Source organism: Burkholderia territorii, assembly GCF_902833055.1.
Classification (GTDB): Bacteria; Pseudomonadota; Gammaproteobacteria; order Burkholderiales; family Burkholderiaceae; genus Burkholderia; species Burkholderia territorii.
On record NZ_CADFEJ010000017.1, the window covers coordinates 88,934 to 109,960 of the forward strand.

The 21,027-nt window shown below is 62.2% G+C and carries 17 protein-coding genes, 1 tRNA gene and 1 pseudogene; 6 read left to right on the forward strand and 13 right to left on the reverse strand.

All coding sequences use genetic code 11. The annotated features are described in order from the left end of the window. Positions 1-25: 25 nt before the first annotated feature. Complete coding sequence (locus HW466_RS24300; protein ID WP_174905650.1) at positions 26-3,205, reverse strand: type VI secretion system Vgr family protein; 3,180 nt, start codon at positions 3,203-3,205, stop codon at positions 26-28. Between the two features lie 359 nt (positions 3,206-3,564). Here HW466_RS24300 and HW466_RS24305 point away from each other — a divergent pair, with 359 nt between their 5' ends. Next, positions 3,565-4,365 (forward strand): transporter substrate-binding domain-containing protein, encoded by an 801-nt coding sequence (locus tag HW466_RS24305; protein WP_014722334.1) that lies wholly within the window; start codon positions 3,565-3,567, stop codon positions 4,363-4,365. Between the two features lie 79 nt (positions 4,366-4,444). On the opposite strand, the gene HW466_RS24310 is transcribed toward HW466_RS24305, so the two are convergent. Beyond that, positions 4,445-4,648, reverse strand: a complete 204-nt coding sequence (locus HW466_RS24310; RefSeq protein ID WP_059449797.1) for a hypothetical protein — start codon at positions 4,646-4,648, stop codon at positions 4,445-4,447. 427 nt (positions 4,649-5,075) lie between these two features. Between HW466_RS24310 and HW466_RS24315 the strand changes: the two genes are divergently transcribed. Continuing rightward, the gene (locus tag HW466_RS24315; protein ID WP_151004147.1) at positions 5,076-5,777 is read left to right on the forward strand and encodes a hypothetical protein; all 702 of its coding nucleotides are present in this window, start codon (positions 5,076-5,078) and stop codon (positions 5,775-5,777) included. A gap of 494 nt (positions 5,778-6,271) precedes the next feature. On the opposite strand, the gene HW466_RS24320 is transcribed toward HW466_RS24315, so the two are convergent. After that, positions 6,272-10,342 (reverse strand): helix-turn-helix domain-containing protein, encoded by a 4,071-nt coding sequence (locus tag HW466_RS24320; RefSeq protein ID WP_151004145.1) that lies wholly within the window; start codon positions 10,340-10,342, stop codon positions 6,272-6,274. A gap of 84 nt (positions 10,343-10,426) precedes the next feature. On the opposite strand from HW466_RS24320, the gene HW466_RS24325 reads away from it, so the two are divergent. The 3 genes from HW466_RS24325 to HW466_RS24335 are packed head-to-tail and all read left to right on the forward strand — an operon-like array spanning position 10,427 to position 11,960. Continuing rightward, positions 10,427-11,041, forward strand: coding sequence for a type IV toxin-antitoxin system AbiEi family antitoxin domain-containing protein (locus HW466_RS24325; RefSeq protein ID WP_203385198.1), 615 nt, complete (start codon positions 10,427-10,429; stop codon positions 11,039-11,041). Beyond that, positions 11,038-11,223 (forward strand): hypothetical protein, encoded by a 186-nt coding sequence (locus HW466_RS24330; protein ID WP_151004143.1) that lies wholly within the window; start codon positions 11,038-11,040, stop codon positions 11,221-11,223. The genes HW466_RS24325 and HW466_RS24330 overlap by 4 nt, the downstream gene beginning before the upstream one ends. Next, the gene (locus HW466_RS24335; protein WP_151004141.1) at positions 11,211-11,960 is read left to right on the forward strand and encodes a nucleotidyl transferase AbiEii/AbiGii toxin family protein; all 750 of its coding nucleotides are present in this window, start codon (positions 11,211-11,213) and stop codon (positions 11,958-11,960) included. Before HW466_RS24330 ends, HW466_RS24335 begins: the two co-directional genes overlap by 13 nt. 40 nt (positions 11,961-12,000) lie before the next feature. Here the strand turns inward: HW466_RS24335 and HW466_RS24340 are convergent, their stop codons facing one another. The 9 genes and pseudogenes from HW466_RS24340 to HW466_RS24380 all read right to left on the reverse strand — a co-directional run bounded on the left by HW466_RS24340 (position 12,001) and on the right by HW466_RS24380 (position 18,760). Then, complete coding sequence (locus tag HW466_RS24340) at positions 12,001-12,726, reverse strand: hypothetical protein (RefSeq protein WP_151004139.1); 726 nt, start codon at positions 12,724-12,726, stop codon at positions 12,001-12,003. Positions 12,727-12,886: 160 nt separating this feature from the next. After that, positions 12,887-13,522: pseudogene (locus HW466_RS24345) on the reverse strand (site-specific integrase); the annotation flags it as partial. A gap of 97 nt (positions 13,523-13,619) precedes the next feature. Continuing rightward, positions 13,620-13,695: transfer RNA gene (locus tag HW466_RS24350), tRNA-Thr, on the reverse strand. A gap of 19 nt (positions 13,696-13,714) precedes the next feature. Further along, on the reverse strand, positions 13,715-14,236 hold the full coding sequence (locus HW466_RS24355; RefSeq protein WP_059449799.1) for a ClpXP protease specificity-enhancing factor: 522 nt from the start codon (positions 14,234-14,236) through the stop codon (positions 13,715-13,717). Positions 14,237-14,307: 71 nt separating this feature from the next. Beyond that, the gene (locus HW466_RS24360; protein WP_006400565.1) at positions 14,308-14,919 is read right to left on the reverse strand and encodes a glutathione S-transferase N-terminal domain-containing protein; all 612 of its coding nucleotides are present in this window, start codon (positions 14,917-14,919) and stop codon (positions 14,308-14,310) included. Positions 14,920-15,013: 94 nt separating this feature from the next. Next, positions 15,014-15,772: a cytochrome c1 gene (locus HW466_RS24365; RefSeq protein WP_059449800.1), complete on the reverse strand. Its 759-nt coding sequence runs from the start codon at positions 15,770-15,772 to the stop codon at positions 15,014-15,016. A 21-nt stretch (positions 15,773-15,793) separates the two neighbouring features. After that, on the reverse strand, positions 15,794-17,176 hold the full coding sequence (locus tag HW466_RS24370) for a cytochrome b (RefSeq protein ID WP_059543788.1): 1,383 nt from the start codon (positions 17,174-17,176) through the stop codon (positions 15,794-15,796). Further along, positions 17,176-17,796, reverse strand: a complete 621-nt coding sequence (gene petA / locus HW466_RS24375; protein ID WP_009691892.1) for a ubiquinol-cytochrome c reductase iron-sulfur subunit — start codon at positions 17,794-17,796, stop codon at positions 17,176-17,178. Before petA ends, HW466_RS24370 begins: the two co-directional genes overlap by 1 nt. Positions 17,797-18,013: 217 nt before the next feature. Next, positions 18,014-18,760, reverse strand: a complete 747-nt coding sequence (locus tag HW466_RS24380) for a Nif3-like dinuclear metal center hexameric protein (RefSeq protein ID WP_151004137.1) — start codon at positions 18,758-18,760, stop codon at positions 18,014-18,016. A 21-nt stretch (positions 18,761-18,781) separates the two neighbouring features. Between HW466_RS24380 and HW466_RS24385 the strand changes: the two genes are divergently transcribed. Then, entirely contained in the window at positions 18,782-19,987 is a 1,206-nt protein-coding gene (locus HW466_RS24385; protein WP_059449803.1) for a Do family serine endopeptidase, read from the forward strand. Between the two features lie 224 nt (positions 19,988-20,211). Here the strand turns inward: HW466_RS24385 and tatC are convergent, their stop codons facing one another. Beyond that, complete coding sequence (gene tatC, locus HW466_RS24390) at positions 20,212-20,997, reverse strand: twin-arginine translocase subunit TatC (protein WP_059543780.1); 786 nt, start codon at positions 20,995-20,997, stop codon at positions 20,212-20,214. Positions 20,998-21,027 lie beyond the last annotated feature (30 nt).

The following is a 21,027-nucleotide window of genomic DNA, read 5'->3' on the forward strand; positions in this document are numbered from 1 at the left end:
TCAAGACGGCTGACAAGCCGCCCTCTCAGGATTTCAGCGGTCCGCCAAACCCGGTCGTCGGCAGTTTCATGCCCGTCGCACCCGCCGCCGACGCCACCGTCGCAGTGCCCTTGCCCGCAATTCCCGCGACGCCGGGCAACGCACCCTGTAACGCACCGGACGCCGCATTCGCAGCCGGCGCGGCGAGCGCTGCAAGGCCGCCCTGCCGTGCGGCCTGCACCATCCCGGCCACCTGCTTCGCAGCGCTGCCCAGGCTCGAAGCCGTCTGCAGCGCGGAAACGGCGCCTGCCCCACCGAGCGCACTCGCGGCAGCCGGCAACGCGGAACTCGCGAGACCGCCGAGCGCCGCGCCGGCGCCGCCACCGCTCACGAGGCCCAACGCCGCCGTGGTCGCAGCGGGCGCCATTCCCTGGAGCTGGCTGGCAAGCTGCCCGCTCGCCGCTGCCTGCGCCGCCTCCGGCGACGGCGCGACCGGCTCTGCCGGCCAATTCGCCTGCTTGAAATAGTTCGCCGGCTGATCCGACTCGCGCGGGTCCTTGCCGAATTCGACGCGCACCGCGCCCGGCGGCAAACCGCTCACGACGGTGTGGCCGCTGCTGTCGAGCGCGCCCTTTTTCAGCACGGCGCCGTTCACGTCTCTCACCGTGAACAGCCCGCCCTTCACCGCCTCGCCATTCACGTACTTGTGAAACAGCTCCAACTGTCCCGGCTGATCCGGCCTCGGGCTCGGCAACGGATATCCCATGCTTGCCGGGCCCGCGAACGTATGCGACGCGCCCTTTACATCTACCGCGCCCGGCGTATGAATCTCGATGTTGCCGTCCTTGATGCGGATATAGCCGCCGCCGCTCGTCAGCAGAATCCCCTGATCGGCCGCGATCTCGATCCGCTCCGTTGCGGACACAACCTTCACCGACTTCTGCGCGGTCACCTCGACGTTGTCCGACTGCGCCTGGATCTCGACCTTGCCCTTGCCCGCGAACAGCTTCATCCCCGCGTTCTGCACGAACAGGCTCAGCTTCTGACCGATGCTGCCGATCAGCGACTTGCCCGTCGCGACGTGCACGCTCTGTCCGCTCGCCACGTTCACGTGATCGTTCGCGACCATGTGCAGCGATTGCTGCGTCGACATCCCGATCCCCGACGGGCTGCCGAACAGCATCACCGGTTCCTTGAACGCATTCGCGCTGCCCGTGCCACCACCCGCCGTGCGCCCGCCGGATGCGTTGCCTGACGCGCTGTCCTGCGTCGCGTCGGTGAACGCGCGCATCGAGTCCTGCGCATCCTTCAGGCTTTCCGCCTGATGCTGCTCGCTCACGCCCGACATCGCCTCGACCAGACTCTCGCCCGTCACGAGCTGTTGCTGCGCTTCCTTCACGTCCAGCGGCTGGCTGTTCGGCGCCTTCGGATGGGTGGTCACGTACAGGCCCTGGCTCGCCCGCACCGCGCCATACGCGTCCGAACGCAGATCGAAGCCGCTGCCGAGATACGACCCGCGCGCATTGCCGTTCTGATCGATGAGGTAGCCCAGATGCAGCAGACTGTTCGCGCTGCTGCTCATCAGCTGCACGCGGTTCTGCCCGGTTGCGTCGTCCATCACGAGGTGGTTGTAGCCGCTGCCCGAATATTCTTTCGACCGGTAGCCAGAGAGAATCCCGTCGCTATGCCACTGCGGCTGGTTCGCGCCGTTGTACACGCGCCCGACCGCGAGCGGCCGATCGCAATCGCCGCCCACGTAGTCGATCAGCACTTCCTCGCCGATGCGCGGCACATGCACGCCGCCGTAGCCCGCGCCGGTATCCGACTGCACGACGCGCACCCAGCACGACGCGTTCTCGTTGCCCGGGTTCAGGCGGTCCCACACGAACTGCACGCGAATCCGGTTCAGCTCGTCGGTATAGACTTCCTCGCCCTGCGGCCCGACGACGATCGCCGTCTCGAGGTGCATCTTCGGTTTCTCGTGTTCGAACGGGCTGCGATACGGCACGCTCACGCGCTGCGCCTCGACTTCGACCAGATAGAAGCCGACCGAGCCGTCGTCGTGCGGCACGCGAAACGCCGGGTCGGCACCGTAGCCCTCCTGCGCCTGCATCAACGCTTCGCGCAGGCTGTACGGGAAATCCGCGCTGCTGCTTGCAACGGGCAGGTTGTTTTCGATCCACCATTCGACGCCGATCGCCGCGAATTCGCGCTGGTCGGCCGGATCGCGATCGTGCTCGGGATGATCCGACAGCGTGAAGCGCCGGCCCGCGTCGATCGCACGCACAGCGCCAGCGCCATGGAAGCGCTTGGCCTGCGATTCCCATTCCTCCATCCGGATCTTCGTCAGATGGTCGCCGCGCGTCTGGTCCAGATACGTGTACGCGCCGGTGTACTCGTACACCTCGAGCTGGTCGGGCAATTCGCCCTGGCCGGCCATCGTCGGCAGCGTCGTGCCCTTCGGATTCGACGGTTGCGAAGGGTTCTTGTAGTCGAACGTGCGCGTCGTGCGCGTCACGCTCTGCAGTGTGCGCGAGCCCGACCATTGCGTGAACCCGTCGGCTTCGCTCGCCGCGCCGCCGCGATAGAAGCGCACCGTTTCCGGCGACAACGGCGCGAATGCCTGCAGGTTGTCGGTGATCACCAGCGTGTGCGACTTGCCGTCGTCGGCCTGCTGCCATGTGCTGTAGAGGCCTTCGCTCTCCATCAGCCGATGCACGAAATGCCAGTCGGTATCGTGCTGGCGGGTATATGAACGGCTCGGAAGCGGCTGCGACAGCGCGAAGCGGAAATGCCCGCGCGCCTGCGGATGCTGGTTCAGCACGTCGCTGATGATCTGGTCGACGGTCGTGTCGTTCCAGAGGCGCTGGTCGCGACGAAACTTCAGGAAATGGGTGAAATCGGCGAACGTGAGCTGATAGGTCGTGAGCCCGCCGTCGGCGCCGAGGCGGCGCGCGGTGTGGACGTATCCGTTGATCGGCCGGTAGCTGCGATCGCCCTGCTGGATCCACAACGTCACGGGCTGCGCGATCAGCTTTTTCAGTTCCAGATCACTGTCGGTCGACAGCACGTCGAGCGTGAATTCGTACGCGCGACCGATGCGCGAACGGCCGACGGCCCGCTGCACGGTCAGCACATTGGCGCCCAACGGCGTATCGAGCTTCAACAGCCGGTCCTGCTGAAGCAACCCGCCGCGCAAGGCGGCAACAGTGTTCTGCATGTTCATGGCTACGGCCTTTTCTTCTTTTGACGCGCCCTCGGATGGCGCGCTATGCGATTTCGCTCGCGCGATTTTACAGACAAATTACTGCGCGACTCAGAAAAATGACCTGATTTAAAAGAGTTTTTGGTCGCATATTCCGAACGGTTCGGGGAAGCCGCTCGAACGCGGGTTCGACACGCATCCGCCGTAACGTCGCACTGAATTGCTCGCTCATGGCCCGCTGAAATCGATTGCAATCAGGGCCAATTCGACTTCCGGCGCGAGCCGGTTGCGAGTAGTGTCTACGTGCCCGTATTCCGGCCAAGCCAGGGCACGACCGGTGCCCGGCGCTCGATTACCACACTGAACACTGGAGATCTGCGATGAAACGTTCGAAGTTCCTGCTGTCGGGCCTGCTGCTCGCGTCGGCCCTCGGTTTCACGGCCGTCGCCGCGCACGCTGAAGACCTGCTCGACTCGGTGAAGAAGGCCGGCGTGCTGCGCGTCGGCCTCGAGGGCACGTATCCGCCGTTCAACTCGCGCGGCACGTCGGGACAGCTCGAGGGCTTCGACGTCGATGTCGCCAACGCGGTTGCCGGCAAGCTCGGCGTGAAGACGCAGTTCGTCCCGACCGAATGGAGCGGGATCATCGCGGGGCTGCAGGCCGGCAAGTTCGACGTGATCGTCAACCAGGTCACGATCACGCCGCAGCGCAAGGAAGCGCTCGACTTCAGCGAACCGTACACCTACTCGGCCGCGCAGCTGATCCAGCGCAAGGACGACACGCGCAACTTCAAGTCGCTGGAGGATTTCAAGGGCAAGAAGCTGGGCGTGACGCTCGGCACCAACTATGACCAGATGGCCCGCAGCGTGCCGGGCATCGAGGTGCAGACGTATCCCGGCGCACCGGAAAAGCTGCGCGACCTCGCCGCGGGCCGGATCGAAGCGACGCTCGACGATCGCCTGATGCTGCCGTACATGATCAAGACGTCGAATCTGCCGCTGCGCTCGGGCGCGGTGCTCAACGGCGGCAAGCAGGAGATGGCGATCCCGTTCCGCAAGGGCAATCCGAAGTTCGAGAAGGCGATCAACGACGCGCTCGATTCGCTGCGCAAGGAAGGCACGCTGAAGAAGATCTCGATGCACTGGTTCGGCAGCGATGTGACGGTGCCGGTCGCGCAGTAAGCGGTTCGCCGCGTTCGTATTGCGTCACGTCATTCGCTGCGAAGGCGTGACGCCTCATTTGCGTGACGCTTCCTTTCTCTCAAGCCGCTTCGTCGAAGCGCGCAAGCAGCATCTGGCCGATCGGCGTAAGCGCCGGGCGCGCCGCCACCGCATTCACGCGTACCTGCGTATCGTCCACCAGCCGCTTTTCAACAAGCACGGCGAACGCCGGATTCGACGGGTCGACACTGTCCGGTGCGCGGGCAACCCGCAACAGCATTGAAAATTCGTGCGGACTCAGCATGGTCCTTGTCTCCTGATCGTCCGCGATCCAGTGTGATCGGCGTCGATCGTGTTTTCGGATGGAGTGGCTCGAAGGCATGGGGATGCGGAAATGCGCGGCCGTTTGCGACGAGGGCACGTCGTCGCGAGGAGGCCGGCGCTCCCTGAGCGGGGCGATGTCATCGGATCCGCCGGATGCGTACGCCACTGCTGGGACGTGCAACGTTATTGGGTCATCGTGACGCGGCCGTGACAATAAAAGAGGCGGCAACAAAGGTGAGTCCGACGGTGCCTACGACGTGTCCAACAACAGTTGCATGACGCACGTGATGGACGTGCTCAACGCCGGCGGAGCCGACGTTCCGGCGCGCGGCAAGCGTGCGTGGGCATTCCTCAACCGTGCTGGCGTCGGCCCACGTACAAAGTAACCGATGACGAGGTAGCGACAGATGATGTCTCCAACGTTGTGCGCCAGACATGGCGTCCGGCCGTTCACAGTGGCATCGAAACGTATTGGCGACCGAATTCGCGAGCGAGGACGATTCGAGCGCGAAGAATTGGTGCGGGTGTCGTTGGATCGGCCCAAACGCAGCCAGGTTAAATGGATGACTCGCGCGGATCTGGACGAGCATGCGGTAGAGGCCAGCCATGTCGACGGCGTCGCACATGTCACCGAACTGCGAAAGATCGCATTGCTCGACCAGGCGTGCGGGCCTGTTTGCCCGGATTGCCTCGATGAACTGCTCGTGCGTTCGGGCGAACAACCGCACTCGCCGACGCCGGCGTCACGTGCGTTCGACACGGCGATCGTCGCCGAGAATGCGACGGTAAGCGGCCCGCTCGTCAAATGCGGCATTCACGGGATTGTTTTCGGTTCATGCACGTCCCCGGACATGGCAGCCTTGATCGATCTGCGCGACACGCGGCCACCCGGCCCTGTAGTGAAGGTAGTCGTGGTTTCGCCGAAAGCCGAAAACGAATTCTGGTTCGACGAAGCATTTCTTCGCCGCTCACTTGGAGCAGACGTCGATCTTTCCGATGGCGTCTGTCGCATGGAATCGGGCGAGCGCAGCCTTCTTCTGCTCGAAAGCGGAAAATCGGTATGCAGGCACTGCCTGAAGGACTGGCTGCGGCGCAACGGCCTCGCTTAGCAACGTACGGCAATCTGGCGGATGGTCGGCGCCCGGGCGTGAAGGAAATCCCGCGTGCTCGCGTGCGCACATGCAATACGCTGAAGTGGCTTTGCCGCGCGCCCGGCGTCGGGTTTATCGGTTCGCGGCGCAGAAACGACGAAGGGCCGGGAGAAAAAATCTCCCGGCCCTTCGTTCAATTTGGTGCCGGCTGCAGGACTCGAACCCGCCACCTGATGATTACAAATTTGCCCTTAACGCGGTGTTCCTAGAGAAATCAAGCGTATACAAGCGTAACCTGAAGTACTGAAAAGTATTTATACATCAGTAACTTAGCGTGGTTTGGCGTAGCTTACCCGAACTGACGTCTGTACCGCAGATGTATCGACGCATATGGAGCCCGACGCCCGAATATCAGAACACTGTTACGCACCTCGAAGGCACGGCAGTAGCTCAGAGATTCGGTTCGCCAAGGCCGACGATGAGAGAACGGCTTTCGTGCTGCCACCACGACTCTAGTGTTTCCAGTCCAGACGCTCTGCGTCTTCGTCATGGCGAAGCGCTTGGTCTTCATAGCTGTCCGCCAGGGTGTCGAGGGCCTTCGCGGTGTGTGGATGTTCGTAGCCAATCGCCTTCGCCCATCTGCGATACTTCGCAGCCTCCTGGCGCTCGAGATTCCCTCCATCGCGTGGCATCCGTGTTGTGACACCGCGTCGGTTACTCTTTCCGATCCAGAAGCCTTCAATCAGTGCCTTGTTGTGAAACAACTCGATTGCGTCACGCACCGCTTCGGCTGGCCAGTTGCCGTCAGCACCTACTGGAGAGGCCGACAACATCTTCCCGATCCGGTCGTCGGCGGCATCCTCCCGCCCAGCCGCTTTAGCAAGTGAACGTGCTTCCTTTATCCAGGCCTTCAGAATCTCGCCATCGATCGTGCCGTCGTCACGGGTGCCAGGCAGGCGGTCCCAGAGCTCTAACAGCCGATAAGCCTGATTGGCAACGGCGTGGGCATGCTCCGGGTTCTCCGATTCGACATCGGCAACCCCACTCTCCTCGCTCGGCTTGAACACCGCACTTAGCATCTGGATGAATAGCGTGGGCTGCTCCGAAAGCGCATCCAACAGTACCCTTACCGGCCGACGCGAATGCTCCAGAAGCGGTAGATAGGCCCACTCGAGGTCAACCAGGGTGTTCTTGTCCACATCAATGCGCGCATCCAGAACTTGGAGGATCTCGCCGACGTAATGCTGGAACATAGTTGCATTATTTGTATCGTCGCTGTCTTCGAACGGTTGGTGCACCGCCTCCCACAGTACCTCAACGAGCAGGCTTGACGGCAGATGAACCTTGCCACCGCGGCTTGCCAAAGGCAGCGCATGGCGCGCTCGACCGACAGAAATCAGTTTGCGGATGGTGAAAGCAACTTCGTCGCCGTCTTCGCCTACCCAAAACACTGGCGCTCGGCGCCAGTAGGTATCTTCGATTTCCGGGCCGGCCTTGGCGACTTGCTCCCACGTCCAGCGTTGAACCGGTAGAGCGCGCAGGATCGTCAACAGTGCGACGTCACCCCAACCCTCGCCCTTAGCTTTGGCGATCAAGGCCGCCGCCCAGGGCTCCTTTCGATCACGGAAAGCGGAAACAATTAGGCCGTGGGCTACATCCCGCTCACGAGCGTTGTCGCTCTGAAGCGCTGTTTCTACAAGCGCATCGAGGTCGGACTCAGAAAGTCCGCTGTCGTAGAGCGCTTTGCCTAGGTAACCGGCGGTGTCAACTAGGCGCGCAAGTGCCATGACAATTGCCACGCCACCCTCAGCGAAGAGTGCATGCGCTGCCTGCTGTCGGGCGACGTCGACGTCGCGCTCCTGCGCCTCCCAGCCCGCCGTCGAAGGTTTGGGCAGAGCGACGGGTTGCTCAAAGAGCCAAGCAGCGCGCTCAAGCTGATCGAGTGGCGCAAAGCGGTCGTAGATGGCTTCCAGCCGATCCAGGACTTCTGTCGGCATAGACCATCCGGCGTCCGGGAACTGTCGATGGTGGTGCAGAACTTGCCGCAGGCTCTTCCAAAGCACCGCGCGATCGGCTTTGGCAGTGATCTTCAGTTCCACTGCCTCCAGCGTCGAGAGTCCGGCTTCTGCGTCCGGCGCTAGATCCGCGAACCTATCAAGAAGGGCCGACCAGCGAGAGGCGTTCACACCTACATCCGCAAGCAGCCGTTCAGTGATCGCCGCCGCGCCGCGCCCAATCAAGCCGTAGGTCACCGCCTCGACCTTGTCGATCGTGAAGTCGCGCCATCGCGGCATGGGTGACGGCGTGCACGTGTCGTGGCCTCTAGGCAGAACGCCGAGCATCAGTTTCCACGCAGCCTCGCTTTCTTGCTTTCGAATCAGGTCGAGAGCCCGAAGCCGCTGGTCGAGCGTCGCATAGGTTTGAGGGTTCCAGAGGAGGTGAATTTTGCGCAGACTTTCCGCTGGCCGGTTCGCGTACCTCCCAGGTGGGTTGTCGATAGCGTCGAGGCGGGCCAAGACATGGGTCACGCGCGGCATCAGTTCTGGCGACCAAGCCAAAGACTCAAGCGCCCAAAGCAAATCCGAAAGATGCTCTGTCCCGAACAGGCCTCCGTCGTCAGTGCTGAACAGAGCACGGATGGAGGAGGCGTTCTGATCAAGGCTGTCCTCGATCGCGCCCAGGAAAGCCTTGGGCGATGCCTCGGCCAGTAGCCGGAAATCCCGTGAGAGTGACCACCACCGTTGCTGGTCGGCATTCCGGAGCAGCTTGTCGACGATGGCATCGGCACGCCGTGCCGCGTCGGAGACCGTACGAACTTCCTCACCCCATCGAGCAAGCAGGATCAACACCTGCCCTATACCGTGGCGCAGCATCCCCGAATAGATCTGACGAATACCTTGCACGGACGCCATCCAGCGGTCGCTGGGGGCCATCTCGAAGCGTGGGTCCGCAGAACCGAGCACTGTGTGTGCAGCGGCCTCAAAGCGCGTGATATCGATGCTCGTCAGGTACGGCGCGAGCGAGAACCACGCGTCAACCGGTGAAGCGATGCGCCAGGTCGATCCGATCTTCTGCACCGGGCTGTCGAAACTACCGACGTAGGAGGTCAGCGTAGCGATGACAGCCTCATAAGGCTCGCCTGCGATCTCGGCGAGCCGCACTCGATCGGCCTCAACGTTCTCGTCCCAACCGCCGGCCAGCAGCGCTGCCAGCAAAGCACGTGGCGGCGTTTCCTGTGCCCAGCGAGGACGACGCCCCGGCGCGCCCGGGATGAGACGGCGAAGGACGGCGAGGTTGCGAGCGCTATCGCGAGCCAGCGCATTAGCCCGAAGCTCGGTGATCCCGGCTGCGATTAGAGCGCTGGCAATTCCTTCACGCGAGGGAGCCGCAAGGGTGCGAACTTCGCCGCGCGCCACTGGCCGATCGTCATAGGCCTGCAACACATAGTGTGCTCTGCCCACAAGAGTCGCAGCTAGACCGGGTTCAGGCTCGGTCAGAACCAGGATCAAGGGTGCAGGCGCATTCGCCAGTGCTCGGGCACTGGCGACAGAAGTCGCCACAAGGCAGCGGGCCCGATAGGTTGCCGCTACGTCGTCCGGCAGCGTGCTGAGGGTGGCGTGAAAGAATGCCACCACCTCATCTGTCGTGGTCGCCTGCAGCGAGAGCACAGATGGCTCGCCACGCAGCCAGCGCAGGACTTCAGCGGCGTCTTGGTCCCGGTCGCTAAGGACTAGGTCTTCCGTCAGGGGCCATTGGGTCGCGAGTGACCATTCCTCCCAGAGGTCGTCGAGTTCTCGTATGCCGTCGGGCCGCTTCCCCAGTCGGGTGGCCAGCCAAAGCCCGACAGCGGGTGTTTGTTCGATCCAGTGGACGAGGTCATCGGCGTCATAGGCGCGGACTTCTCGCCAAACGCCTTCGTCCTGTCTAGCTTTGGCCCATTCGTCTTTCTTGGGCCAGCGACGGGGAGTGACGAAGACGTAGGCTGCATTGGCGGGATCGAGCGCCCCGGGTTTCGCTGTCCGCTTTTGGTAGTCCTCCGTCGCTTTCTGCGCGATGTTGCTGCGCTGACTACCGATCTCCCAGCCGGCGTCGCCCTTCGGTACATAAGCGCTTTCGACGTCGGTTGAGGTGTAGCCGTCCCAGCCCGGATGCCGCACGCTCTCGTCGGAGGGAAAGCGCAGGCGAGCAGCTGGATCATGGGCGGCGCCGCGTATCAGTTGGGCAAGGAGGGTCGGCAGGCTGAAAACGCCATCGGTTCGATCGGCCCAGTTCGAAAGATCTTCCGCATCCACCCATCGAATTGGAGTGCTTGGGCGCTTGGCCGGTGCGATGCGGGGAATAGCTGGCCCGATCACGGCCCCGGTGGGCAGAAAACAAATGCCCGCCCTCTCGAGCGCGCCGCGAATAGCCTGAGCGTTGTTGGCGACCGGGGTCCTGTGGCCTCTTTCAAAGTCAGCCACGGTGGAGGTAGCCACACTGGCTGCCTTGGCTAGATCCTGTTGGGACCACGCCAAGAGCGCGCGGGCAGCCCGGACATGCTTAGGCGTGAGATCGGAGGGGGTATTTAGCTGAGCCATGGTCATATAAAATATATGACATCAGCACAAACGTGGCAACCTCGCCTTTATGTTGACAAGTTCGCATTTTTGCCGACAATGGGTAACACCATGCCCGAACGTCATATGACTCATCGCGAGCGCGCGCTTCGGCTCATCCGAGACCGAGGGATTGCGCGCGCACGCGACTTCAAGGCGGCGGACATCCCTCTTGCCTATCTGAAGCGCCTGACTGACTCCGGCGATTTGGTCCGCCTTGGCCGCGGCCTCTATCAAGACCCAGAGCGTGTCGGGGAAGACATCGCTCATGAGTTAGCCGAAGCTGCACGCCTCGTGCCAAACGGCGTTATCAGCCTAGTCAGCGCACTTCGACACTATGAGTTGACCACCCAACTGCCGCACGCAGTATGGATGACCATCCCTCACAAGGCTAGGACACCGAACATTCAGGGACTGAGGCTTGAGATCGTTCGCGCCACCAGCGAAGTCCTGGTTGCGGGCGTCGAGCATATCCGCGTAGAGGGGGTCGATGTGCCGATCTACGGCATCGCTAAAACCATCGCCGACTGCTTCAAGCATCGCCGTCATGTCGGCGAAGACGTCGCCATAGAGGCGCTTCGAGACGCTCTGCAGCAAAGGAAAACCACCGCGAGCGAACTGATGAAATACGCGGCCATCGACCGTGTTACCAAACGGATGGAGCCCTACATCAAGGCGATGCAATGAAGATGACGCCCCCTAAGAATTCTGGAGCATCGATCAGGGCGCGACTGCTCAGTCACGCCAAGCAGCATGGCGACCTCTATCAGCGCGTCTTGACGCGCTATGCAATCGAACGCCTCCTCTTCCGACTCAGCCAGACAGAAGCTGCCCAGCGCTATGTGCTCAAGGGTGCATGCTATTCGTGACTTGGCCCGAGCACATCTTCCGCCCCTCTGGCGACCTCGACCTACTCGGCCAAGGTGACCCGGACCCTGCTGCAATTACCGAACTCTTCACCCGCATCTGCCAAGTCGAAGCCCCCGACGACGGCCTCGTTTTCGACCCGACCACCCTAAAGATCGAACCTGTGCGTGAAGCCGACAAGTATCAGGGCGTTCAGTTAAGCCTAAAGGGTGAACTAGCCAAGGCGATAATCCACGTACAGGTGGATATTGGCTTTGGCGATTATGTCTACCCGCCGCCGAGGTACCACACCTTCCCTAGCCTTCTGCAAGATCTGCCTGCAGCAAATATCCTGATGTATCCGCCAGAGACCGTGGTCGCCGAAAAGTTCGAAGCCATGATTCGTTTCGGGGAAGCAAACGGAAGAGCCAAGGATTTTCACGACATGTGGGTCGTGATCCGCACGTTCTCTTTCGACATGCCCACCTTGGTCGAAGCAATCAGCGGAACACTTCGGCGCCGCGAGACTGCAATCCCAACCGAAATGCCGGTAGGCCTTACAGAGACGTTCACGAAGATCGCCGAGGATCGCGGTCATTGGAGCGGCTTCCTGCGCCGGAACCCGCCAACCCTTCAACCCCCACCTTTCGCGGACCTGCAGGAGGAGCTACGACGCTTCTTCGCCCCCGTCATCGCCAACCTTGCGCTGCCGGAAGGTGCCAAGGGTCGATGGGACCCAGATGCTGGAGCTTGGCGGTGAATTTGTGGACCGCACAACGACGAGGGCCGCCCAATACCGCCTAAGCATATGCCGCCCAGTAGGTTGCAATCACCGCAAGCACAATAGCAAAGCCCATGAACGCCTTGCGAGGAGCGAAGAGGTGAATGAACCGCGCGAAAACCACCGGCAACAAGACGAGTGCCGCCGAGGCAGCCGTCGTCGGCAAGGCCGCTACCCACATGACGACATAGAGTGCGGCGGTAACGCATGCAAACACCAGCGAAAACATTACGCCAATTGCAAGTGGATTCGTGAAGTGCGGAATCATGGTGCCGAATGGCGGCGGCATGCGATACAGGGGCTCAACAAGCGCCTGAGTGAAAGGGGTCTTGAGGACCAGATCAGCAATGCCTAAGACCAGCGGCCCACAAACGAGCAGCGCGACTTGAGACCCGAACTCGGCCGCAGCCTTCTTGTGGCTAAGACACCACTTGATCGAAAGCCACGCGAAAATGCTGGTGAGACCAGCGGTCGAGAGGAGTCCCGCGACCTGAACACTGGGACCGATCACCTTTGGAAAGATGAAGAACAGAGCGAACGCGGCAATAGCGATCGCGCCGTACAGCTTGCGGAGCACCAATAAGCCATCAATGACTTTTGCGTCCTTGAGCGTGTCATTGATCGATCCGTACCCGTTTTCAATGTGCTCGAGAAAGGCGTTGATCTTTGGGTTTTGTCGGCCCGCATCTCCGGCTAGATAGATGACGGTGAGGGCTACCGCAGTCACAGCTGCAAACTTGTTCATAGGCCAAGGAAATTGCGAAATGCCACTATTGATTGGTCCAGCGCGTGCTGACAAAAGACTCTTGTCAAGCGGCCAACCAGTCTATGACCTTGCCCGAGCTGGTAGGGCCACCGAGCCTCGTAGTGTTTTCAGATCCTCGGGCCAAGTTGGCATGCTGCCGCTGTGAGCGGCGTAGCGTTGTGATCGCGGATGACCGCATCCCGGTCTCCACAGCCAAGCTCACGATCCAACCCAGCATCGGATTGCTGTGAGCTGACACAGCCGCAAATAACCGCCGCTGCTCATCTGAACTAAGACGACGATCGCGTCCGGTCCCCGGGCTTGGCTTGTGGATATTGGCAACCGGATTGAAGGCCAAGCCGATGCTCCACTCTTGAATCGCCGTTCGAAACAAATGGCCCAGCATCGCGAGCTCAATGCGAACCGTGTTGTTCGACTTGCCCGCCGCCAACCGCGCATCGCGGTACTTAGCGACCAGGTCTGCGCTGACGGCTGCCATCGAATACGTCCCGAAGAACGGCTCCAGGTGCTGGGCTGTGAAGCGTTCGCTACGCTGGGTAGTCGGCTTCTTCGTTACCGAGACCTCTTCCGTGTAGCGCTTCAGCGCGCCGGCGACGGCCAGCTTCTCGGACGGCGCGCGACATACGTACCCACCTCGGACCATCTCGTCTTCCGTCCGGCGCGCCCAGTCCTCGGCATCGCGTTTGGTGCGGAAGGTCTTGGCCGTGGTCGGCCAGTCGAACCGGCGAATGACCGCCTTCCACGTACCGGAAGGCGTCTTGACGATGGTCGCCATGTACCTGTTCTGAGAGCTGACTGTACCGAAAATGTACTTTTCAACACCCAGAAAGCACAAGGGGTCACGTGAAATTCACGTAACCCCTTGATTTATTTGGTGCCGGCTGCAGGACTCGAACCCGCCACCTGATGATTACAAATCAACTGCTCTACCAGATGAGCTAAGCCGGCGTAAGCCCGAGATTCTACCTCATTTCACGATCTTGAGGCGAGGTCTGCTGCCGCCTTTCGAACCATCGCCGTCGGTTTTCGGCGGCTCGTCGGCACCCTCGGACGGCTCCTCGTTCGCGCCATGATCCGCAACCGGCGTCAGCACCGCGGGCGATTCGTCGCGACGCGCATCGTCGGCCTGCTCGGCATCGTCCTCGAACGCGCCCGAATCCTCGCCCTCGCCCGCCACCGCATCGACCTGGAACGCCATCCCTTGCCCGTTCTCCCGCGCGTAAATCGCGAGCACGTTGGCCACCGGAATCTCGATCTTGTGCGCCTTCCCGGAGAACCGGGCAGTGAACTCGATCCACTCGTTGCCCATCTGCAGCTGGCTCGTCGCCTCGAAGCTGATGTTGAGCACGATCTCGCCGTCACGCACGAACTGACGCGGCACGCGCGTCGAGTTGTCGACCCTCACCGCGATATGCGGCGTGTAACCGTTATCGGTGCACCACTCGTACAGCGCGCGCAGCAGATAAGGCTTCGTTGAAATCTCTTGCATCACAATCCTCGAACCCGGAGCGGGCACGCGGCACGCCGCGCCGCCCGCTCCGTCATGCACTCATTGCACCATCAACGACGCATGACCTTTTCGGACGGCGTCAGTGCTTCGATATACGCCGGACGGCTGAAGATCCGCTCGGCGTACTTCATCAGCGGCGCAGCGTTCTTCGACAGCTCGATGCCGTAGTGATCGAGACGCCACAACAGCGGCGCGATCGCGACGTCGAGCATCGAGAATTCCTCGCCGAGCATGTACTTGTTCTTCACGAAGATCGGCGCGAGCTGCGTCAGGCGATCGCGGATCGCGAGGCGTGCCTTCTCGTGGTTCTTCTCCGCTGCCTTGCCCTTTTCGTTCTCGAGCGTGCTGACGTGAACGAACAGTTCCTTCTCGAAGTTGAGCAGGAACAGGCGAGCACGTGCGCGCTGCACCGGGTCGGCCGGCATCAGTTGCGGGTGCGGGAAGCGCTCGTCGATGTATTCGTTGATGATGTTCGATTCGTACAGGATCAGGTCGCGCTCGACCAGAATCGGCACCTGACCGTACGGGTTCATCACCGAGATGTCTTCCGGCTTGTTGAACAGGTCGACGTCACGGATCTCGAAGTCCATGCCCTTCTCGAACAGCACCAGCCGGCAACGCTGGGAGAACGGGCAAGTTGTGCCGGAATACAGAACCATCATATTTGCGTTTCCTCAAAAAAGCCGAGGGCCGGCACGCGGCGCAACCCCTTTCACGGGTTCCGCCTTGCGCCGGCCCCACGCCGGTCAGGCGTGTTTACTTGATATCTTTCCAGTACGCGGCATTGAGCCGCCAGGCCAGGAAAGTCAGGACACCGAGAAAGACCAGCACCCACACGCCGAGGCGCTTGCGGGTCTGCTGGGCCGGCTCGGACATCCATGTCATATAGGCCACCAGATCGGCCACGGCAGCATCATAGTCCGGCGACGACAACGTCCCCGGCGTGACCTGCTGGAAGCCGACGAGCGTGTGGACCTTCTCGCCCGTCTCCTCGTCCGTCTTGTCTTCGAATTTGGCAGTGCGCTGCCCCTGCAGTTGCCACAATACATGGGGCATGCCGACGTTCTCGAACACCGCGTTGTTCCAGCCGGTCGGCCGCGTATCGTCGCGGTAGAAACTCCGCAGATACGTGTACAGCCAGTCGCGGCCGCGCGCCCGTTCCTCGACCGACAGGTCGGGCGGCGAGGTGCCGAGCCAGTTCTTCGCGTCTTCGGGCCGCATCGCGACGGACATCGTGTTGCCGACCTTGTCGGTCGTAAACAGGAGATTCTTTTCGATCTCCTTCTGGGATATGCCCAGATCCGTCAGACGGTTGTAGCGCATCAGGTTCGCGCTGTGGCAGTTCAGGCAATAGTTTACAAACAATTGCGCGCCGTGCTGAAGCGAAACGAGATTTTCCGTGTTATCGGGCGCCCGGTCGAGCGGAAAATTACCTTCCGCGCGCACGGCCGGCGCCGCCAGCAGCGCCACGGCCGTCGCCCCGATCAGCGCGAGCGTCGAAAGCAGTTTCTTCATGTCGTTCTCTCCTCGCTCACATTAATGGGGCTTGAAGCGCACCCGCTCCGGCGGCTGCTTGAACGTGCCAAGCGGCGTCCAGACGGGCATGCCGAGGAAGAACGCGAAGTAGATCAGCGCGCAGCCCTGCGCGATCAGCGTCGCGGCCGGCGATGGCGGCCGCGTGCCGAGGAACGCAAGGGTCAGGAACGCCGCGACGAAGATCCCGAGGAACACCTTGTGGAACAGCGGCCGGTAACGGATCGACTTCACCGGGCTGCGGTCGAGCCACGGCAGGAAGAACAGCGTGATCACCGCCGAGCCCATCACCACGACGCCCCAGAACTTCGATTCCGTCAGGAACATGAACACGACGATCGCCGCGGCCAGCACGGGCAGGCCGATCTTCCACTTGCCGCGCGCGCGAATCAGCGCGAGCACGCCGAGCAGCGCGATCACGATCATCAGCACGATCTTGAACGGGTCGGTGGTCGCGCGCAGCATCGCGTAGAACGCGGTGAAGTACCAGACCGGCGCGATTTCCGGCGGCGTCTGCAGCGGGTTCGCGGGGACGAAGTTGTTCGACTCGAGGAAGTACCCGCCCATCTCCGGCGCGAAGAACACGATCAGCGCGAACACCATCAGGAACACGCAGACGCCGAAGAAATCGTGCACCGAGTAGTACGGATGGAACGGGATGCCGTCGAGCGGAATGCCGTTCGCATCCTTCTTCGCCTTGATCTCGATGCCGTCCGGGTTGTTTGACCCGACCTCGTGCAGTGCGACGAGGTGCGCGACCACGAGGCCGACCAGCACGAGCGGAATCGCGATTACGTGGAACGCGAAGAAGCGGTTCAGCGTGACGTCGGACACGACGTAGTCGCCGCGGATCCACAACGACAGGTCCGGGCCGACGAACGGAATTGCCGAGAACAGGTTCACGATCACCTGCGCGCCCCAGAACGACATCTGGCCCCACGGCAGCAGGTAGCCGAAGAACGCCTCGGCCATCAGGCACAGGAAGATCGCACAACCGAAGATCCACACGAGTTCGCGCGGCTTGCGATACGACCCGTACATCAGCCCGCGGAACATGTGCAGGTACACGACGACGAAGAACATCGATGCACCGGTCGAGTGCATGTAGCGGATCAGCCAGCCCCAGGGCACCTCGCGCATGATGTACTCGACCGACGCGAACGCGAGCAGCGAGTCGGGCTTGTAGTTCATCGTCAGGAAGATGCCCGTGACGATCTGGTTGACGAGCACGAGCAGCGCGAGGGAGCCGAAGAAGTACCAGAAGTTGAAGTTCTTCGGCGCGTAGTACTCGGAAACGTGCTTCTTCCAGGTGGACGTGAGCGGGAAGCGCTGATCGATCCAGCCGGTGAGACCTGTCGTGGAGACTTCTTTGTTGTCGGCAGCCATCACGCTTCTCCTTTCTCGTCCTTGCCGATCACGAGGGTCGTCGCCGACGTGAACATGTAGGGCGGGATGTCGAGATTCTGAGGCGCCGGCTTGTTCTTGAACACGCGGCCGGCGAGGTCGTAGGTCGAACCGTGGCACGGGCACAGGAAACCGCCCGGCCAGTCGTCCGGCAGGTTCGGCTGCGGACCCGGCGTGAAGCGTTGGCTAGGCGTGCAGCCGAGGTGCGTACACACGGCCATCACGACGAGAATGTTCTTGCGATCGGCCCGCGAGCGATATTCGTTCGCGCAATACGCGGGCAACGGCATCGAATACGGGGATTTCGTGGTCGGATCGGCCACTTCCTTGTCGGCCTTGACGACGTCGGCCAGCATGTCGTCGGTGCGGTTCAGGATCCAGACCGGCTTGCCGCGCCACGGCACGGTGACCATCTCGCCGGGCTTCAGGCCGCTGATGTCGACCTCGACCGGAGCACCGGCCGCTTTCGCTTTCGCGGACGGCGCAAGCGACGCCGCGAAAGGTATGACGGTGGCTACGCCTCCCACGCCACCTGCTACGGATGTCGCAATCAGCCAGGTACGGCGGCCGCTGTCGACGCGTTTTTCTTCCTTGTCTCGCATCACACGCCCCACTTCTGAGTTGGATTTTCCGTCACGACTTTTCATTCCGCCGCTAGTTTGCGCGAATGGAGTCGCCATTTACAAGGCCCGGAGATGAAAATCCCTTCGAAGTGGTTGATAGTTAAGGGTTTCCCCCCACTATCGGAGCGATTAAATCATTTCGTTTTTAAGCATTCGCTACATTGCGAAATTTCGATGCGCCGCCGCAAATTCGTCCTCAGACAGGATTATGAATGTCGATAAAAAGGTGCTCGATATCGAATTCTTCGGATAAATGCGCGCCAAGCGCCTGGATTCCGTAGCGTTCGGTCGCATGGTGCCCTGCCGCAACGAACGCGACGCCGCTCTCGGCCGACGCGTGCGTAACGGATTCCGACACTTCGCCGGTCAGGAACACGTCGGCGCCGGCATCGATCGCTGCGTCGAAATAGCTCTGCGCGGCGCCCGTGCACCACGCGATGCGGCGCAACTGCATGTCGGGATCGCCGAGCACGAGCGGCGTACGACCCAGGGTGTTCTCGACCTTCGCGACGAAGTGCTCGAGCGTGACGGGCATCGGCAGCGTGGCCATCCAGCCGAGGTCGCCGTCGCCGAAACGCTGTTCGCCGATCAGGCCGAGCTTCTGGCCGAGCTGCGCGTTGTTGCCGAATTCGGGATGCACGTCGAGCGGCAGGTGGAACGCGAACAGGTTCAGGTCGTTCGCGAGCAGCAGCTTCAGGCGCTGGTACTTGCGGCCCGTGATCTGCGGCGCCTCGTTGCGCCAGAAATAGCCGTGATGGACGAGCACCGCGTCCGCCCCCCATTCGAGCGCGGCTTCGAGGAACGCGACCGACGCCGTCACGCCGGTGGCAATCTTCTCGATCTTGCGGCGGCCCTCGACCTGAAGGCCATTCGGGCAATAGTCCTTGAAGCGCGCGGTTTCAAGGGTATTGTTCAAGTACAATTCAAGTTCGATCCGATCCATATAAACCTCTAATCCATTCAGATGCTTAGACGCTTCTGGCTGTTCTTCGCGCAGGCGGTCACCGTACTGCTCGCGCTGATGTTCATCGTCGTGACGCTCAAGCCGCAATGGCTGCAACGGCAAGGACAGCTCGGCAAGCAGCTCGCCACGCCGATCGTCGCGCTGCGGGAAGTCGCGCCGGGCATCGGCGGTGCACCGGCGACCACGTCGTACGCGGAAGCCGCGCAAAAGGCGATGCCCGCCGTCGTCAACGTCTTCTCCAGCAAGGACGGCTCGCTGCCGCCCGATCCGCGCGCGAAGGATCCGCTGTTCCGCTACTTCTTCGGCGACCGCAACGCCCGCAAGCAGCAGGACGAACCGGCGGCCAACCTCGGCTCCGGCGTTATCGTGAGCCCGGAAGGTTACATTCTAACGAACCAGCACGTCGTGGACGGCGCCGACCAGATCGAAGTCGCGCTCGCCGACGGCCGCACGGGCACCGCGAAGGTAATCGGCAGCGATCCGGAAACCGATCTCGCCGTGCTGAAGATCAACATGACGAACCTGCCGACGATCACGCTCGGCCGTTCCGACCAGTCGCGCGTCGGCGACGTCGTCCTCGCGATCGGCAACCCGTTCGGTGTCGGCCAGACGGTCACGATGGGCATCATCAGCGCGCTGGGCCGCAATCACCTCGGCATCAACACGTTCGAGAACTTCATCCAGACCGACGCGCCGATCAACCCGGGCAACTCGGGCGGCGCGCTGGTCGACGTGAACGGCAACCTGCTCGGCATCAACACGGCGATCTACTCGCGCTCGGGCGGCTCGCTCGGCATCGGCTTCGCGATCCCCGTGTCGACCGCGCGCACCGTGCTCGAGAGCATCATCACGACGGGCTCGGTCACGCGCGGCTGGATCGGCGTCGAGCCGCAAGACGTCACGCCGGAAATCGCCGAGTCGTTCGGGCTCCAGCAGAAGTCGGGCGCGATCGTCGCGGGCGTGCTGCAGGGCGGTCCGGCCGACAAGGCCGGCATCAAGCCGGGCGACATCCTCGTCAGCGTGAACGGCGATGAAATCACCGACACGACGAAGCTGCTGAATACCGTCGCGCAGATCAAGCCGGGCACGCCGACCAAGGTGCACGTCGTGCGCAAGGGCAAGGAGTTCGACGTGAGCGTGGTGATCGGCAAGCGCCCGCCGCCGCCGAAACAGACGCTCGACGAGCAGGACAGCGACTCCGAGTAACGGATGGCGGTTCGCGCCGCGGCTTCGTCCGCCGGCCACGCCGAAAACGCAAATGGGCAGCCGATCGGCTGCCCATTTGTTTTGTTGCGAAGTTCTTTCCATCGCAGTGAAGCCTGCGTTCGCCCCCACCGTTCGACCCTTGCTGCCGCCGGCCAAGTGTGACCGAACCGAAAAAGCGACATCGCCGGTGGCCGTCATGCCGGCCCGGCTGCGCGGCGCTTTCGTCAGCCGGCGGCGCCGTTGTTCTCCGCCTCGGGTTCTTCGGTCGCCTTGGGCACGAAGAATCGCGCGGCGAGCAGCCCGATCTCGAACAGCACGACGAGCGGCAGCGCGAGCATCAGCTGCGAGAACACGTCCGGCGGCGTGACGACCGCCGCGACGACGAACGCGCCGACGATCACGTAAGGCCGCATCTCCTTCAGCTTCTTCAGCGACAGCACGCCCATGCGGACGAGCAGCACCACGACGATCGGCACCTCGAACGTCACGCCGAACGCGATGAACATCCCGAGCACGAAGCTCAGATAGTTGTCGATGTCGGTCGACATCTCGGCCCCGAGCGGCGCGTTGTAGTGCGCCATCACGCGGAAGATCGTCGGGAACACGAGGAAGTACGCGAACGCCATCCCGCACAGGAACAGGAAATAGCTGCTGCCCACGAGCGGCGCGACGAGCTTCTTCTCGTGCTGATACAGCCCCGGCGCGACGAACGCCCAGATCTGGTACAGCACGACCGGCAGCGCGATCACGAGCGCGACGAGCATCGTGACCTTCATCGGCACGAAGAACGAGCCGGTCACGTCGGTGACGATCATCCTGCCGCCCTTCGGCAGGTTTTCCATCAGCGGCCGCGCGAGCAGCCGGAAGATGTCGGGCGCCCAGTACACGAGCCCGAGGAACACGACGATCACGGCCAGCCCCGCGCGAATGATGCGATCGCGAAGCTCGACGAGATGGGAGATGAAGGTTTCTTCCGGGGCGTCGCCCGGGTTCTGCTGGGGGTCGCTCACACCGGCCCTCGGTAGGATTGACGAGCGAGC

Bases quoted from the DNA above. Each gene is read 5' to 3' on its own strand.
- HW466_RS24370 (WP_059543788.1), bottom strand. From the start codon at position 17,176: ATGGCTGCCGACAACAAAGAAGTCTCCACGACAGGTCTCACCGGCTGG.
- petA (WP_009691892.1), bottom strand. From the start codon at position 17,796: ATGCGAGACAAGGAAGAAAAACGCGTCGACAGCGGCCGCCGTACCTGG.
- HW466_RS24305 (WP_014722334.1), top strand. From the start codon at position 3,565: ATGAAACGTTCGAAGTTCCTGCTGTCGGGCCTGCTGCTCGCGTCGGCC.
- HW466_RS24310 (WP_059449797.1), bottom strand. From the start codon at position 4,648: ATGCTGAGTCCGCACGAATTTTCAATGCTGTTGCGGGTTGCCCGCGCA.
- HW466_RS24340 (WP_151004139.1), bottom strand. From the start codon at position 12,726: ATGAACAAGTTTGCAGCTGTGACTGCGGTAGCCCTCACCGTCATCTAT.
- HW466_RS24330 (WP_151004143.1), top strand. From the start codon at position 11,038: ATGAAGATGACGCCCCCTAAGAATTCTGGAGCATCGATCAGGGCGCGA.
- HW466_RS24365 (WP_059449800.1), bottom strand. From the start codon at position 15,772: ATGAAGAAACTGCTTTCGACGCTCGCGCTGATCGGGGCGACGGCCGTG.
- HW466_RS24385 (WP_059449803.1), top strand. From the start codon at position 18,782: ATGCTTAGACGCTTCTGGCTGTTCTTCGCGCAGGCGGTCACCGTACTG.
- HW466_RS24300 (WP_174905650.1), bottom strand. From the start codon at position 3,205: ATGAACATGCAGAACACTGTTGCCGCCTTGCGCGGCGGGTTGCTTCAG.
- HW466_RS24360 (WP_006400565.1), bottom strand. From the start codon at position 14,919: ATGATGGTTCTGTATTCCGGCACAACTTGCCCGTTCTCCCAGCGTTGC.
- HW466_RS24325 (WP_203385198.1), top strand. From the start codon at position 10,427: ATGCCCGAACGTCATATGACTCATCGCGAGCGCGCGCTTCGGCTCATC.
- HW466_RS24335 (WP_151004141.1), top strand. From the start codon at position 11,211: ATGCTATTCGTGACTTGGCCCGAGCACATCTTCCGCCCCTCTGGCGAC.
- HW466_RS24315 (WP_151004147.1), top strand. From the start codon at position 5,076: ATGATGTCTCCAACGTTGTGCGCCAGACATGGCGTCCGGCCGTTCACA.
- HW466_RS24320 (WP_151004145.1), bottom strand. From the start codon at position 10,342: ATGACCATGGCTCAGCTAAATACCCCCTCCGATCTCACGCCTAAGCAT.
- HW466_RS24355 (WP_059449799.1), bottom strand. From the start codon at position 14,236: ATGCAAGAGATTTCAACGAAGCCTTATCTGCTGCGCGCGCTGTACGAG.
- HW466_RS24380 (WP_151004137.1), bottom strand. From the start codon at position 18,760: ATGGATCGGATCGAACTTGAATTGTACTTGAACAATACCCTTGAAACC.